We start from the raw sequence: 12,770 nt of genomic DNA, 5'->3' as shown, positions 1-12,770 counted from the left end.
GCTGCACGTCGGTCGCGACGCCTGCGATAACGGCGAGGCCCGCTTCAAGACCGTCGTCGCCCACGTCGCCGACGATGAAGGCGTCCACAAGATTCTTGTCGCTGGCAAAGGCCAGAGAACCGGCGAGCGCCGTGCCCTGCTGGTCCTTGTACGAGCTCTGCGCAAAACCGTTGCGCACGGGGTTGTAAGTGTTGGGCATGGTCGTTCTCCTTACTTGCTTTCGGGCTTCGCGTTACGGGCTTTCATGGGCCGGAGCATGCGCTCGCGGTTGTTGGCGGGCTGGGATCCGCCCTTGCCGGGAGTGCGGGAGCCGTTGAGAACGCGCCCGGTTTTTTCTTTACTCTTGGCCTTCGCTTTGGCATTGGCGGCGAGAATCTCGAACGCACCGTCAAAGGCGTCCTGGTTCCAGTCGTCGACCTTCAGTCCGCGCATGTTCATGACGCGGGCCACAGTCACCTTGCGGCGCTCGGCCATGCTATTGCACTTTTTGAGGGCATTGCCGAATTCTTCTTTTTCTTCATCTGCTTCCGCGTTGCCGCCTTCCATGTTGTCGGTTTCGGCGTCGATGATGGCGTCTTCGGCGTCCTTCTGCTCGACGAACTCCTCGGCCATGGCTTCCTGCGCGGCCGGGGTGAGCAACTCTTCGATCTGCTTCTTGGCGTCGGCAAGGTGCTGGTCGTGTTCGGCGAGCTGCTTCTGCAATTCGGAAATCTGCCCTTCCAGGTCGGTCTTGGCCGCGATGGCCGCGCTGACGGCCTCGGCGTTGAAGGCCTTTTCCTCGTTGAGCATTTCCTCGGCCTGGGCGGCGTCTTCTTCGTTCTGGAACTTGTACGACCGCGCGCGATTGCCGACGGTCACCTTCAGAGTGGTGGGCATGTCTCCTGCTCCTTCTGATTGTTTGCCGGAGTATGGCTCGCGGCTGTTGATGATGCGCACGTCGTAACCGCACCGGCCCATGCCTTCGGGCAGCAGCAGGACGTGATTGAATTCAAGGTCGGTCTGTGTGCCGTGATAATGGCGACCGCCGAAGCTTCCCTCGCCTACGACAAGGGTGCCGTTATATCCTGACGAAACCTCGACCAATTCGCCGTTTTGCACTTTGCGAATGGTGTCTTGGTCCATAATAAGAAAGTCACAGACGATTTCACCGTCTTTCATATACGGGCGTCCGGCCACTGCACCAATCGTGAGGCCATCAACAAGCGCATTGCCTGCGTCTCGCCATTCATGGGCGTTGATGACAACTGGTTTACCTTCCAGACTGTCCAGAGCCTTTTCCGTAAATTCCGAGGCCGGGATATACTGCTGCACCGGGTCAATGCCAGGCAGTGTTGCAGCGGTGCCCGCTTCATCCGCGCCATAGGGGTAGACGCCCTCTTTCAGCACGACGGCTGTCACACGCAAGAACCCGTCATCGTCAATGCGCCAATCTGTGAAGCGCGCGGGCGCTCGGTTGATGAACTCTTTTTTTAGAATGCGCGTCATACCGCGTTCCTCAATTTGCTTACGTCAATAATGGGTTCAGAAAAGCAACGGCAATTAATGGCATAGCCAGGATGTCCGTCGACCGGAGGCTGATCCCACCGATATACCTGCCCCTCGCGTTCCCAATGGTTGCCGTGGGTACGGTTCCCATTGGGATAAAGTCCACCTGGCTTACCAACTACACGAGCATCTTTTCGTGTTCGCCAGATGTACTCCTCTATGCCTACTTCTTGTTGCCGAGCCTGATTGATGGCCGTGTTGATTTTGCTTGTCTGATCTCTGGCGATGATGCGCGCCCTGGAATCAGAAACGCCAGCGAGGTGCTGGATCTGTTCCGCAAGGCTACGGCCTTCGGGCTGCTGTATCTGCTGATAGTTATCGAGTACCGCGCGCGTCACCCCGTCGAGGTATTCTCCAGGGATAGTTGTAATGAGCCCCCGGGCTTCCACGCTCATGAGTTCTGCAGCGTCAAAAACTACCTTGTCGTCGAAGATAGCGGTCATATCGACACCCAAGGAGCGAGCGATATTTTTTTCCAACCGCAACTTGGTGTCCTTGCTCACTTCGGACACCCACCTTGATGCCAAGCGCTGCGCATCGGCCCCGTAGATGATGCGCCAGCGGTCCTGCAATTCCCGCAATGCCTGTGCGGCCTGTGATGGGGTTGCTTCGCCAGCAAGCCAAGGAATGAGGTTCTCAACGTCCTCAATAAGCCCGCGCATGGTGGCACCGATAGCCCGCCGAACCTCCAAAGACACGCGACGCGGCGACCTCACTGGTGCGGCCCGGCGTTTGCCCCTGGGCATGCGTTTTGCGGTGTCTCGGTTCAGGAAGATGGGCATTACGCGACCCTCCCGAATCCCTGCCCGCCGAAGGGGTCGGCGATGTCCGGGTCGCTCTCCAGAAATTCCATGGCCTCGACCGGAGTAAGGAATATCTTGCGCTCGATAAGTTCCTTGACCGCGCCCTCGGAGCTGATGACCTGAGAATCCACAAGACCCTGCACGATGGTGGCGTAAATCTGGGCGATGTCCGCTTCTTCCTTTTCCGACATGGTCTTGAGGCTCGGGTAGTGCATTTCCAACTTGGCGGAACGGGCGGTCCAGTCTTTCCAGCCCCAGAGAGTGGCCCCTATCCAGTCGAAGATGCGGCGCTGCACCGGCATGACCGTGAGGCGCTGGTAGGCTTGCACCATGTCGTAATAGTTGTTCTGGTCGCTCTCGCCGGTGGCGTTGAGGCCTCCGGGGGCCTGGCCGAGAAAACGGGTAGCCGGAATGTCGGATGCGGCGGACAGGAGCTGTGCGAAGGTCATGACCAGCTCGGGCACGGAGCCGAAGCTCGCGCTGTGCTGGTTGATTTTCGCGCCCTTGGCGTCAACGATGGCCCCCCGGTACAGGGATAGTTGCTCGATAATCTCGCGCAACTTGGCGAGCGCCGGGGAGTCGGAAGCAATGACGCTACGCAGGTTGTCGGCCTCAATGAGCAGGCAGGAGGACATATTCACGAGGTGATACGCGCCCTGCTGCGTTCCGACTACGCGGTTCAGGAGATCGTACAGGGTGGCGAGCTTGGATTCGCCGAAGCCGCAAGGATTGAAGCGGAAGTTTTCCAACACGGTCTGCGCGGCCCGGTTGAACAGGGCGTTGCCGTCGAGCACCAGACAGCGGGAAACGTGCACCTCGGTGCCGTTCACGAGGATGCTGTTGATGCGGTCGTAGTCCGGGCTGAAGGGGTCGGTATCGTAGTTCGGGCGCGACAGGCGCGAGACGTCGACCACGTTGAGAGCCTTGAGGTCGCCCGGCTGCAGGGTGTTGTAGTTGAGCCGGTCGGCGGTCTTTTCCTCCTCCGGCCGCATGAACACGGGCAGGATGAGCGCGCCGCCGAGCAGGCGTTCCTGAATGAGCGCCCGACGAATCTGGCGATCGGCGTCAAGAGCGAGGTAGGCGTCCCAGAGTTTATTTTCGTCATCCGGGGCCATACCACGTAGTTCAACGGGCTTGCGCAGGGCGTCCTCGATAGGGATGTCGATAATTTTCCGCGCCTCCCACGAGGTCATATACCAGCGGATATACTCCTGCCAGCGCGCGAGAAAGTTGTTGTTGTAATACGGGTTCAGCGTGTGCACGCTGGATGTGGAGCGCGAGCCCCGGTCCTGCAAGGTCTCGGCCCCGCCGCCCGAGAGCAGCATATTCTGCGTCCGTTTGCGGCTTCCCATAACAAGCGCGGGACGTCTGCGCGTGAGTATTCTACCTCGCATCACCTTCCGCCCCCCGCGTTGCGCCATAGAGACACGGCCATGGTGAGGGTGTCACAGTGGTCGTCATTGGAATGGGACATGTCCGGCGCAAAGGCCGCACACTCTTCTACCAGCATCTTAGACTGCGCATCGACATTCAGCATGGTGTTTTCGTCGATGACGACTTCGGCGTTGCCTTCAGGGATGAGCACATGCCCACCGTGAACGGACCAGGCCGCTTCATTCATGCGACCGACCTTGTCCTCGGGGAAATCGAAGTCGCCCGGTCGCCAGTCCTCGGCCGGGATGTCGTTGTCGCGCATGGTCTGGGCCAGAGGGGTGCCGGTGGCCTTGTCCTCGACCCAGAACTCGCGCGCGCCTTTCTGCTGCCATTTCTGCCAGAATTCCTGAGCTTCCTTGAGTAGGCGCGGGAATTCCCACCGGCCATAGACGGCATCGAGGCAGTACAGATGATCTCTGGTGCCCTCCCATGCGCGAATGACAGAGGCGTCACTGTCCTTCTTGGACTTGTACGCCGTGTCCGCCGTGAGAAAGATGAGCCCGCCGCGCTGCCCCTGGGCCGGGTTATAGGTCTGCCACCAGTCGAGCTTGATGATATTGCCGCCCTGAATCATGGGCGACTGCATGTACTGCGACCAATAGGTGTGCGGGGCCACGATCTTGAGTTTTTCGAGGAACTCCAGGGAGCAGGTCACCGGGTTGAGCGGTTCCCCCTCGCGCACGGCCGGGAAGGTGACGACGTGCCAGTCCTCGGGCTCGTTCTTCAAAATCCAGCCGAGCAGGTCATCGGGGTGCAGGCGCTGCGCAATGAGGATGATGGGCGTATTGTGGACCGAGTTCCGCCGGCTCTTCAGTGTGCCGTTGTAGTAGTCAATGACGTTCTGGCGCTTGGTTGCGGACTTGGAGTCCGCCGCCTTCATGGTGTCGTCAAAGATGATGGCCCCGCCGAAGCCCCGGCGGACCTTCCCGGCGCCGAAGCCGGTAATTGTGCCGCCGATGGGCGCGGCGTAGATGCTGCCCCCGGCCGTGGTCTTGAAATAGTTTTTGAGGTCCCGGTCTTCGGCGGAAATACGCAGATGCGGGTAAAGTTCCATATGCCACGGCTGCGTGATGGTCTGGCGGATGGCCACCGCGCTGTCGGTGACCAGCTCATCGGAGTAGGATGTGAGGATAAACTCGCAGTCGGGCGCGACCTCGGCGAAGCACCAGGCGGGGAAAGAACGGGCCCCGAAACTGGTCTTGTAGTGGCGGGGCGCGATGCAGCAGGCGAGGTTCTTGGCTCCGTTCGGCAGACAACCGGCAACACAGTCCTGGAGCGCATCGCAGAACGTGTGCAGGTACGGCAGATCGATGAATGGGGCCTTATTTTCTCCGGCGACCCGGTCGGCGTAATCGAACAGTGGATAGATCATACTAACCAGCCACCCCTGGGTTGTCTCTGTCGCTTTCTCTTGCCCTAGCTTCGCGTTCGGCACGTATAGAAAGAAGCCGCTCTCTGGCAGCAATCGACCTCTGCTCACAGATGGCAACGCCGAGAGAATCTGGGGTCTCTATGATATGGCGGTCGATATAGTCGCCAGATATTTTTGAGAGTTGGTCGCAGGCCTTAAGCCTGTCCTTGGTTGCCTCTTCGACGCAGCGCATGACATCGGTAAGAAACTCTTGGCGCTCTTCCCGCCCGGCAATGAGGGTAGAAAGGGCTTTGATCTCCCGCGCTTTAATTGCGTCAAGAATGTAAGGTTTTGTCAGGTTTTCACGCCCAATGGAGCGAGCCGTTTTTTCGCTGTAGCCAGCGGCAAGGGCTGCCGCTGTCGCATTCCCCTGATATGCCTCGACGAACAGGCGTTGTTTATGGGTGAGCTTCGTCATCACTGACCGCCATGATCGTCAAACAGCTTTAAGTGTCTTCTGAGATGTCTTCTTAGCTGCCATCACATATCCTTTCGCAGATCTGCAATTTGCCGCTGCAAATCCGCACGGTGCGCCTTGCACGTCTCCTGGCGCACGTACTCGCGCAACTCGGCCCTCTGGCTCTTGATCTCGCTCCAAATGAGGCGAACCCCATAACCGACGACAGCGATAGCCAGCGGTGTGAGGATTTGCAGCACGTCCATGATTTCTACGGTCACAGCTAGAACCCCAGGCCCAACATGCCGAGCAGCAGGGTCATAACTGTATCCAGAGCAGATGGCGGCAGGGTTTTGCCCCACTCGGGGAAAAAGAGTGGCACGATAATGAGCCGTCCGGGTATTTCCCATACAAGCAGCAGGGCCAATACCCACCCCAAAAAAGAGCGCCAGAGTCGCAGGCGGCTGGCCGGTGCGCCAGCAACTTCGGCTTCATTGATGCGACTCTGGGCTTCGCGAGTTGCCGCGCGGTCGGGAGAAACCTTGTCCAGTACCTTGCCAAAAATGTTTCCAAGAAATCCAAACATCACAGCCCCCGCACGTAACGGCGCAGATCGTCCACGCGGTTGATCCAGCCGCGCAAAAAAACCTGCTGGCTGGGGTTATTGGCAACGATGGTCTGGAAGAACGCCTCGCGCGCGTCGAGCATGGCCGTAAGGGCCTTGTCCGTGTCGGCAAGCTGCATGGCGGCGCGGGTGGCTGGCCCCATGATGCCGTCCACAACCAAAGGCTGGCCGTAGGCTACACAGCGGTTGTAGCCGCGCTGGGCGAGCTTGACGGATTGGGCAGGGCCGCTGTTGACTGCGGCGTCATAGAGCACCACGGCAGGGCGCAGGGGAATAAGATCGAGCTTCAGGCGGTCCCAGAACTGCCAGCGAAAAAGACTGGCTGCCTGAGTTTCGGTCAGGTCGATAATGACCTGGCGCGTGATAGGCAGTCGGATACCCATACGCTCCAAGGTGTCGCGGTTGGATTGGGATTCGGCAGCGACGCCTTTCAGGAATGCAAGGCTGACGCCGTATTTGGTTATCTGTCCACGATCTGCGGGGTGGTCAGTAAGACCACCTTCCCATTGGGCAGTGAATTTGTGTGCGGTAGTAAAATTGTCGGCCACGACTTACGCTCCTGTTTGGGCAGAAGCGTAGCATGGGGTTTACACAAGGACGGACTCAGGAGTATCTGGGAAGGTCTGAGGAGTATCTGGGGAGGGGTTGACAGGTTTTCAACTATTCAAAAACGGCAAGGATAAACATGAAGGTTATTTTTACGTTAATTGGGGTCGGGATTGTCGTTTTATGGTTGTGGGGTGGCGGACTAACAGAATTATGCAAGGAAGGTGGCAAAAATGTAGAATCAATAGAGTCATTATTTACAGGATTAGCCTTTTTGGGGATGATGATCGCCATATATTTTCAAAAAGAAGAGCTTAAACTTCAACGTCAAGAACTTTCAGAGACACGAGAAGAACTGAGAAGAAGCGCTGAAGCAAATGAAGAAGCTGCAAAACTGGCTAAGGAAAATATTGATGCGCAAAAAATAATGTCATATGAATTGAATCATAGTATCCGTTCACAAATTGAATCGGAAAGAATACATGGTATTATAAATTTAATATATAAAAAAATTGAATATACGACATCTAACAACTCTCATGGCGCGCGGGGTGGAGAACTACTAAAAGAGAGTGAAAAAATTAATGCGCTATTAGAAAAAATTGGAGAGCTGTCTACCTTACCCTCCACGCCTGAAGCCTAGCAATCTCCGCACTATATCTCACTTTGCGCCCGTCGCCCTCAACAGCGATGGGCGCGCCTTTTTGTACCCAGGCCTTAACAGTTTTCTCACCCACGCCCATCTCTTCGCAGATTTCCGCCATGTTGCGCAGAATCTTCGGCACATAGCTCACTTGCAGTGCCTGCCGTTGTTCAGCCGCCGTACTCATACTTCCTCCCGGTTCAACCCATGCTTTGCCCTGTCCCGTTCCTCTGCCCGCTTGGCGTTGTTGAACCTGTCCAGATCGCCCACGAGATATCCGGTGATCCTGCGGGTGCGCTCAAAACCAACACCAACGCCGACGAGCCTTCTTGGCTGCCGCGGCTCTGCCTCGACCACCACCATGTCGGGATATGCGTAATCAAACATGTGGACACTCCAGAATTTCAATCTCCCAGCGCGGCACGTCCGAGTAGTATTTCCCTGTGTGCGGCAGGTAGCCCACAACCAGCTTGTCATCTTCCCAAAATCGCAGTTTAGACAGGCAGTCCTTGACGTGCTTCAGCAAATTGTCCAGGTCGGGCTTTGTGGTTGGGCGCACAACGCCTTTTCGAGCCAGGGTCTGGAATTCTTTGGGCTTACCTGTAAACCATGACGGCTTGCTGGACGGAATCGGAAGAAAAGCCTTAACGCCCAGAAGTAGCTGCCCTTGAAACGGCTGTGCAGGCTGATACGGTCCGAGCAGGGCCATCAGCGCCTCCTCTTCGGCAGCCTGAAGCTTGTCCTTGTACGTGCGCGAAAAGCCATTTACCACGCCGTGCCGGGCGCGCATCTGGGCCCGGGGTACGATTCTGACGACAAGTTTCACTGCACTACCCTCCCCGCCTTGATTCGCTCCATGGCGGCCCTGGCTTCTGGATCGCCCCTGAAAGCGGCAAGCACCAGACTTCCGAACTGCGGTGTTTTTTCTTCTGGCTCTTTCGGTAGGGCAGGCAAAGTCGTCTTTACAGGCCGTTCCGCATGCTCCCGCAACACATTCGCAGGGCAGGGAAAGAACGGGGATTTGCGCATGTGAGCCTTGCACGCTGCGATAAACTCTGCGTCGCTGATGTCGTTGCAAAGCTCATCCCAAGTGCTGACCAGCGCCCGCAATTCGTCAGCGTCCAACGGGTGCCGGTAAGCCACGGCCATGCGCGCCAATTCTGCCGATATTCTCTGCTTCGTAGCCATGTGAAAACTCCTCGTCTGCTGCGGCGACAAATGCCGCCAATCCCTCAAGATTTTGTTTGTTTTTCTGGTGCTGCGTCCGTGCCACCGGCGGGCCGTCTCTGGCTTGCTGCACCGGCTCGACAAAAGGCCTGTCATTCCAGCCCTTGCCGTTGAGCCACTTGGCCATGTTCGGCACTTTGCCGCGCTGCCAGCGGCTGTCCCCCTGCGCCAAGGTCAGGATTGCGTCCCTGATCGCATAGGCCTCTGGCAGAGTCCCATTGCCGTGCAGCCGCATCCATTCCCGCCACGCTGCCTCTTGCCCCTGCTGCACAGGGTAGACCTGCCAGCAGGATAGGAATGCCCGCCACTGCGGGTGTCCCTTGCTGGGGCAGTCTGTGCGCTTCGGGCCTGTGCTCTGTGATACCTCTGCGGGAGGCTCCGAGAAAGACTGACGCGCGTCAGCGCCTCCTGAACCTGCCAGATTCAAATTTTCAATGTCACCCTGAACAGTTTCAGGGTGAATTTCTGGCACGAAAGGTGCTACGTGCGCGTGCGCGTTATCCCCCCCCTCTTTGTCTTTATGCGTAGGAGCAGGAGAAGGAGCAGGAGACGGCGTGACGTTTGACGAACGTGCGACGGTCGTCAAACGGTCGTCAAACGGACGCTGAGCGCTGGTCAGGCGGTCATATTCTTCTTTGCTGACGGCGTTGATGCCATCGCTTTTAAGGCGCTCGTATACTTCACGATTGACAGTCGCCAAGCGAGAAAACCGCGCCTTGTCAGAGCGTTCATCAGCCTCGCTGGCCCATGAATTGTGATCTTTCCAATCATGCAGGGCATAGCTTTCGGCAGCTTGGTCAATCCAGACGCCAAGGCAAAACTCAAAAAATGCCCGCTCGTCTCCTTGCCAGTCAGCGGCCATTTCTATGTCCTCCCAATCCATGCCGGTGAGATTGCCGTCAGGTCGGTTCTGTGCTGCCCACGCCCACAAAATTTGCAATGAGCGCACACCCTCAAGGCCAAGCCGCTTTGCAGTCTTACGAGTCTTTGGGTGCTGCCAGAACCCAACTGAGAGGCGAATGTCTGTGTTCATTTGCCCCTCACTGCCGCATTGCGCGTCCGCCACTGCATGAATGTTGGTATGCCCTCAAACAGAACCTTGATTTTTGGCGGGCAGTCCGATTCGAGGCAGTAGCGCATCCTGAACTCTGTTTTTGAGAGCCGAAACGAGCCGGCGACTTCCCGGGGCTGCACAATCCATTCGCCACGATCCAGCGCGCAATACACGATTGCATATGGGCGGCGCAGGGTGATGGCCCGAACCGCATTGCGAGGGTTGAGCGATGAATCCATGACTATTTACCCTCCTCGATGACCTTTGCTGTCGTCTGCCGTAATTCAGCCAATGCCATTTCCTGCGCCTGCAGCAACTCAGCAGCGCACGCCGCGCCCTCCAGATACCGCAGGCCGACCTCATGAAACCGCACCACCGCCGGGAAGTCCTGGAGCATTTCACCCTCAGCGGTAGGGGCATCCGGGGCCTCGGCCTCGTATGACACAATGGAATAGCCGAACATGGCCGCAAGATAGCGCAGCGGTGCAACATCCGCGGTTACGCGCATGACGTTCACCAGTTGCGACACTTTCAGCGTGTCCGGCGCCGTAGGGTTTGCATTCAACGCTGTGTAAAGGCTGGACTCGGACAGCCCCTTGCCCTCTTCGTGCTCAATGGCCTTAAAAACTCCGCGCTTGCCGCCCGGATAGGTGGCGCACGCTTGAGCCAGAAGGGACGTAATCCTCTGTAACTGCTCTCTCATATTGTAATTCCTTCCAGCCGCTCCGGGCCGTAATCTGTTTTCATGGCAAAACCAGAGCCGTTAATCTTCCGCGCATACATCACACCGAAGCAGGGCCACCTGCTCGTGACAATCCTCTCCCCTGCCCTCCTTAAGCCTCTGTACCGCAGCTACCCGGCAGACATTGACGAGGCCGCCGCAGTTGAAATGGCCGTGGCGCGGGCAGCAGCGTTGCTTACTGCGCGTGTACCTGCACAGCCGATTCGGGTGACATGGCAGGGGGTGCTGTAGGCGGCCAGAGATCGGGGCGAAGTTCGGAAAGGTCGATGCCGAATGCACGCGAGTAGGCAAGGGCCGCCTCGGCTGAAACCTTTCTTACGCCGCTACAGTGCTGGAGGACGGTAGAACGCGATTTGAACCCGGCACCTTGAGCCATTTGTTCAAAAGTAAGTCCCCACTTTTTCCGATATTTTTCGAGTGCGTTTTCCATGCCCACAATGTTCACAAATGTGGACAATAAAAGCAACCAAAAAGAACACTATGTTTCTTGCTGTGAACGGATGGTTACACCTATGCTCAATTCTATGGAAAAATGGCAAAATGTAGCAGAAAAAGCGTGGGCCGCAATCCTGTCAAGGGTCGAGGCGATGAAGGCTGAGGGTATGACTCTCCAGCAGATTTCTGATATTGTTGGAACAAAAAACAGAACAGTTATTGGAGAATGGCTAAATGGAAATAGAAAAGCCGTTAACGCCACGTTCTCTGATATGATGAAATACCTCGAAAACCTGGGTTTTCTTCCTGCCGCTTTCTTTCAAAAAAGCGCAATTCCCGGCGTTGGCGACAGCAATACGCCTTCCATCTGTAAGCCCGGGCATCCTCCCATACCCGTCTCAGGTGACGATCTCAAAACCATCAACGTCTACGATGTGGCCGGGGCTGGCCCTGGGGTTGCCCTATCCGAAGTTGAGCCACTGTTCAGCGTAACAGCACCGCCATCATATTTCCGCATGTCAGACTACGCGCTCAAAGTAAGCGGCCACAGCATGGAGCCGCTGATCCCTCATGGCGCGGTTGTTGGGGTGCGCCTGGGCGCTGAGTTTATGGCCAACGAACTTTTTGCGGCTCGTATCCCTTATGAGGGGCTGGTGATTAAGCGCGTGGGCGTGGACTTCGCGCGTAAGGAGTTTGTCTTTAAGTCCCAGAATCCGGACAAGGAAAGCTACCCAGATTTCAGGGTGGGCATAAATGAAGGCGAAGAAATTATCGTAGGCCGCGTTGTGTGGGTGATGGTGGGGTATTAAAATAAACAGGGAGGGGTTAGGTGTCTTCAAAGCCGGACTTCCATGAGGAACCGTTTGATGATGGGACAATACTCAAACTTGAAATTCTTGAAAGCTGTTTAACAGGTTGGCTCCCTGTCTTTCTAAATCATCCATATATTTCATATATTTATATTTACGATTTTTATTGTGGCCCTGGACAAGATATTAAAAATATTCCCGGAAGTCCGGTTCGGATATATAACGCACTAAATAAATATGGTTCTCTTTTGTCCAAAAAAAAGATTCATGTCTGCTTGAACGACGCCGATCCGTTAAAAGTAAATGCATGCAACCTTATCAAAAAGCCTGAAAATATAACTTGCCATTTTACAAACAAATCTGCGGACGAGTGCTTTAAAGCACTGATGCCACGCTCATTTCCTAATAATTCTGCACATTTTTTTTATATAGACCCATGCGGCATTGTTGATTATCAAATGGTTCTGTCTACTGTGAATGCGATTAAAGCTGCGGATACTCTCCTTTTTATACCTGCATCGTTCATTAATAGATTTTACGAACAGGATGGTTTTGCAGCAAGGCTTCCAAATTTTCCGAGGGGCATAAAACCAAAAGAAATAACAAAAATATTTTGCAGGTACTGCAAGGAAGAATTTGGCTTTAATGAAACGTACTTTGCGCCATTTTCTATTAAAAAAACAAAGTCGCATCAGGTGCATGGACTTGTTTTTATGACACGACATCCACTCGGTCTAGAGAAGTTTCTCAGTGCTACTTGGAATAATTCCGTAAACGGAGAATCAAACTTTACGCTTACGGGAGATATGCCGGAAAATGATCAGCATTTTTTGGATGAAACATTTTCAATGACTAGTAAAATACCTGTATTTCAAAGGACACTCAAAGAGAAAATCCTTGCAAAAGAGATAACAACAAACAGAGGTGTATATATTTTTACTGTTACACATGGACATATTATAAAACATGCAAGTAGTGTTATTTCTGAATTGTTGAAAGAAAAAAAGATTAGAAAAAAAGTCTCTATTTCAAACAAGTATGCGCTTTCTAATAATATTGAAACAATTGAACTAGTTTGATTTTTTACATTTAAAGTGCT

At 55.1% G+C, this 12,770-nt stretch carries 20 protein-coding genes; 3 read left to right on the top strand and 17 right to left on the bottom strand.

Annotated features, from left to right (window positions below):
- The 9 genes from V6C07_RS05735 to V6C07_RS05695 form a co-directional block, all read right to left on the bottom strand.
- The coding region (locus tag V6C07_RS05735; protein WP_333535403.1) for a hypothetical protein at positions 1–199 on the bottom strand (199 nt) is incomplete at its 3' end.
- 11 nt (positions 200–210) lie between these two features.
- Positions 211–1,485, bottom strand: a complete 1,275-nt coding sequence (locus V6C07_RS05730; RefSeq protein WP_333535402.1) for a DUF2213 domain-containing protein — start codon at positions 1,483–1,485, stop codon at positions 211–213.
- Positions 1,482–2,207 carry a minor capsid protein gene (locus tag V6C07_RS05725; RefSeq protein ID WP_333535401.1) on the bottom strand — a complete coding sequence of 242 codons (726 nt, stop codon included), beginning with the start codon at positions 2,205–2,207 and terminating at the stop codon, positions 1,482–1,484. Before V6C07_RS05725 ends, V6C07_RS05730 begins: the two co-directional genes overlap by 4 nt.
- 119 nt (positions 2,208–2,326) lie before the next feature.
- Positions 2,327–3,742, bottom strand: coding sequence for a phage portal protein (locus V6C07_RS05720; protein ID WP_333535400.1), 1,416 nt, complete (start codon positions 3,740–3,742; stop codon positions 2,327–2,329).
- Entirely contained in the window at positions 3,742–5,154 is a 1,413-nt protein-coding gene (locus V6C07_RS05715; protein WP_333535398.1) for a hypothetical protein, read from the bottom strand. The genes V6C07_RS05720 and V6C07_RS05715 overlap by 1 nt, the downstream gene beginning before the upstream one ends.
- Before the next feature lies 1 nt (position 5,155).
- The gene (locus tag V6C07_RS05710) at positions 5,156–5,611 is read right to left on the bottom strand and encodes a terminase small subunit (RefSeq protein WP_333535397.1); all 456 of its coding nucleotides are present in this window, start codon (positions 5,609–5,611) and stop codon (positions 5,156–5,158) included.
- Positions 5,612–5,673: 62 nt separating this feature from the next.
- A complete protein-coding gene (locus V6C07_RS05705; RefSeq protein WP_333535396.1) occupies positions 5,674–5,871 on the bottom strand; it encodes a hypothetical protein in 198 nt (65 codons plus the stop codon).
- Between the two features lie 2 nt (positions 5,872–5,873).
- Positions 5,874–6,176, bottom strand: a complete 303-nt coding sequence (locus V6C07_RS05700; protein ID WP_333535395.1) for a hypothetical protein — start codon at positions 6,174–6,176, stop codon at positions 5,874–5,876.
- Positions 6,176–6,763, bottom strand: a complete 588-nt coding sequence (locus tag V6C07_RS05695) for a glycoside hydrolase family 108 protein (protein WP_333535394.1) — start codon at positions 6,761–6,763, stop codon at positions 6,176–6,178. Before V6C07_RS05695 ends, V6C07_RS05700 begins: the two co-directional genes overlap by 1 nt.
- Positions 6,764–6,900: 137 nt before the next feature.
- Between V6C07_RS05695 and V6C07_RS05690 the strand changes: the two genes are divergently transcribed.
- The gene (locus V6C07_RS05690; protein ID WP_333535393.1) at positions 6,901–7,404 is read left to right on the top strand and encodes a hypothetical protein; all 504 of its coding nucleotides are present in this window, start codon (positions 6,901–6,903) and stop codon (positions 7,402–7,404) included.
- Here V6C07_RS05690 and V6C07_RS05685 read toward each other — a convergent pair.
- The 8 genes from V6C07_RS05685 to V6C07_RS13390 all read right to left on the bottom strand — a co-directional run bounded on the left by V6C07_RS05685 (position 7,376) and on the right by V6C07_RS13390 (position 10,857).
- Positions 7,376–7,591, bottom strand: coding sequence for a MerR family transcriptional regulator (locus V6C07_RS05685; RefSeq protein WP_333535392.1), 216 nt, complete (start codon positions 7,589–7,591; stop codon positions 7,376–7,378). The genes V6C07_RS05690 and V6C07_RS05685 overlap by 29 nt on opposite strands.
- Positions 7,588–7,767, bottom strand: a complete 180-nt coding sequence (gene nrdD, locus V6C07_RS05680) for an anaerobic ribonucleoside-triphosphate reductase (protein WP_333535404.1) — start codon at positions 7,765–7,767, stop codon at positions 7,588–7,590. Before nrdD ends, V6C07_RS05685 begins: the two co-directional genes overlap by 4 nt.
- Positions 7,768–7,783: 16 nt before the next feature.
- Positions 7,784–8,230: a RusA family crossover junction endodeoxyribonuclease gene (locus V6C07_RS05675; RefSeq protein ID WP_333535391.1), complete on the bottom strand. Its 447-nt coding sequence runs from the start codon at positions 8,228–8,230 to the stop codon at positions 7,784–7,786.
- On the bottom strand, positions 8,227–8,592 hold the full coding sequence (locus V6C07_RS05670; RefSeq protein WP_333535389.1) for a hypothetical protein: 366 nt from the start codon (positions 8,590–8,592) through the stop codon (positions 8,227–8,229). The genes V6C07_RS05675 and V6C07_RS05670 overlap by 4 nt, the downstream gene beginning before the upstream one ends.
- Positions 8,519–9,664 (bottom strand): hypothetical protein, encoded by a 1,146-nt coding sequence (locus tag V6C07_RS05665; protein ID WP_333535388.1) that lies wholly within the window; start codon positions 9,662–9,664, stop codon positions 8,519–8,521. Before V6C07_RS05665 ends, V6C07_RS05670 begins: the two co-directional genes overlap by 74 nt.
- Positions 9,661–9,924 carry a hypothetical protein gene (locus V6C07_RS05660; RefSeq protein ID WP_333535386.1) on the bottom strand — a complete coding sequence of 88 codons (264 nt, stop codon included), beginning with the start codon at positions 9,922–9,924 and terminating at the stop codon, positions 9,661–9,663. The genes V6C07_RS05665 and V6C07_RS05660 overlap by 4 nt, the downstream gene beginning before the upstream one ends.
- A gap of 2 nt (positions 9,925–9,926) precedes the next feature.
- Positions 9,927–10,388 (bottom strand): hypothetical protein, encoded by a 462-nt coding sequence (locus V6C07_RS05655; protein ID WP_333535385.1) that lies wholly within the window; start codon positions 10,386–10,388, stop codon positions 9,927–9,929.
- 214 nt (positions 10,389–10,602) lie between these two features.
- Positions 10,603–10,857, bottom strand: a complete 255-nt coding sequence (locus V6C07_RS13390; protein ID WP_442886165.1) for a helix-turn-helix transcriptional regulator — start codon at positions 10,855–10,857, stop codon at positions 10,603–10,605.
- On the opposite strand from V6C07_RS13390, the gene V6C07_RS05650 reads away from it, so the two are divergent.
- Both V6C07_RS05650 and tcmP read left to right on the top strand, forming a co-directional pair.
- Positions 10,856–11,671: a S24 family peptidase gene (locus tag V6C07_RS05650; RefSeq protein WP_333535384.1), complete on the top strand. Its 816-nt coding sequence runs from the start codon at positions 10,856–10,858 to the stop codon at positions 11,669–11,671. The two genes, V6C07_RS13390 and V6C07_RS05650, sit on opposite strands and share 2 nt — an antisense overlap.
- Positions 11,672–11,691: 20 nt before the next feature.
- Complete coding sequence (tcmP, locus tag V6C07_RS05645; RefSeq protein WP_333535383.1) at positions 11,692–12,750, top strand: three-Cys-motif partner protein TcmP; 1,059 nt, start codon at positions 11,692–11,694, stop codon at positions 12,748–12,750.
- The last annotated feature ends 20 nt before the right edge of the window (positions 12,751–12,770 follow it).

It is taken from the genome of Desulfovibrio sp. 1214_IL3152 (assembly GCF_036763055.1).
Lineage (GTDB): Bacteria > Desulfobacterota > Desulfovibrionia > Desulfovibrionales > Desulfovibrionaceae > Desulfovibrio.
Note: the sequence above shows the minus strand (reverse complement) of the source record. Positions and strands in the feature narration are given on the sequence as shown.

Bases quoted from the DNA above. Each gene is read 5' to 3' on its own strand.
- V6C07_RS05730 (WP_333535402.1), bottom strand. From the start codon at position 1,485: ATGACGCGCATTCTAAAAAAAGAGTTCATCAACCGAGCGCCCGCGCGC.
- V6C07_RS05725 (WP_333535401.1), bottom strand. From the start codon at position 2,207: ATGCGCGGGCTTATTGAGGACGTTGAGAACCTCATTCCTTGGCTTGCT.
- V6C07_RS05720 (WP_333535400.1), bottom strand. From the start codon at position 3,742: ATGCGAGGTAGAATACTCACGCGCAGACGTCCCGCGCTTGTTATGGGA.
- V6C07_RS05715 (WP_333535398.1), bottom strand. From the start codon at position 5,154: ATGATCTATCCACTGTTCGATTACGCCGACCGGGTCGCCGGAGAAAAT.
- V6C07_RS05710 (WP_333535397.1), bottom strand. From the start codon at position 5,611: ATGACGAAGCTCACCCATAAACAACGCCTGTTCGTCGAGGCATATCAG.
- V6C07_RS05700 (WP_333535395.1), bottom strand. From the start codon at position 6,176: ATGTTTGGATTTCTTGGAAACATTTTTGGCAAGGTACTGGACAAGGTT.
- V6C07_RS05690 (WP_333535393.1), top strand. From the start codon at position 6,901: ATGAAGGTTATTTTTACGTTAATTGGGGTCGGGATTGTCGTTTTATGG.
- V6C07_RS05685 (WP_333535392.1), bottom strand. From the start codon at position 7,591: ATGAGTACGGCGGCTGAACAACGGCAGGCACTGCAAGTGAGCTATGTG.
- nrdD (WP_333535404.1), bottom strand. From the start codon at position 7,767: ATGGTGGTGGTCGAGGCAGAGCCGCGGCAGCCAAGAAGGCTCGTCGGC.
- V6C07_RS05670 (WP_333535389.1), bottom strand. From the start codon at position 8,592: ATGGCTACGAAGCAGAGAATATCGGCAGAATTGGCGCGCATGGCCGTG.
- V6C07_RS05665 (WP_333535388.1), bottom strand. From the start codon at position 9,664: ATGAACACAGACATTCGCCTCTCAGTTGGGTTCTGGCAGCACCCAAAG.
- V6C07_RS05660 (WP_333535386.1), bottom strand. From the start codon at position 9,924: ATGGATTCATCGCTCAACCCTCGCAATGCGGTTCGGGCCATCACCCTG.
- V6C07_RS05655 (WP_333535385.1), bottom strand. From the start codon at position 10,388: ATGAGAGAGCAGTTACAGAGGATTACGTCCCTTCTGGCTCAAGCGTGC.
- V6C07_RS05650 (WP_333535384.1), top strand. From the start codon at position 10,856: ATGCCCACAATGTTCACAAATGTGGACAATAAAAGCAACCAAAAAGAA.
- V6C07_RS13390 (WP_442886165.1), bottom strand. From the start codon at position 10,857: ATGGAAAACGCACTCGAAAAATATCGGAAAAAGTGGGGACTTACTTTT.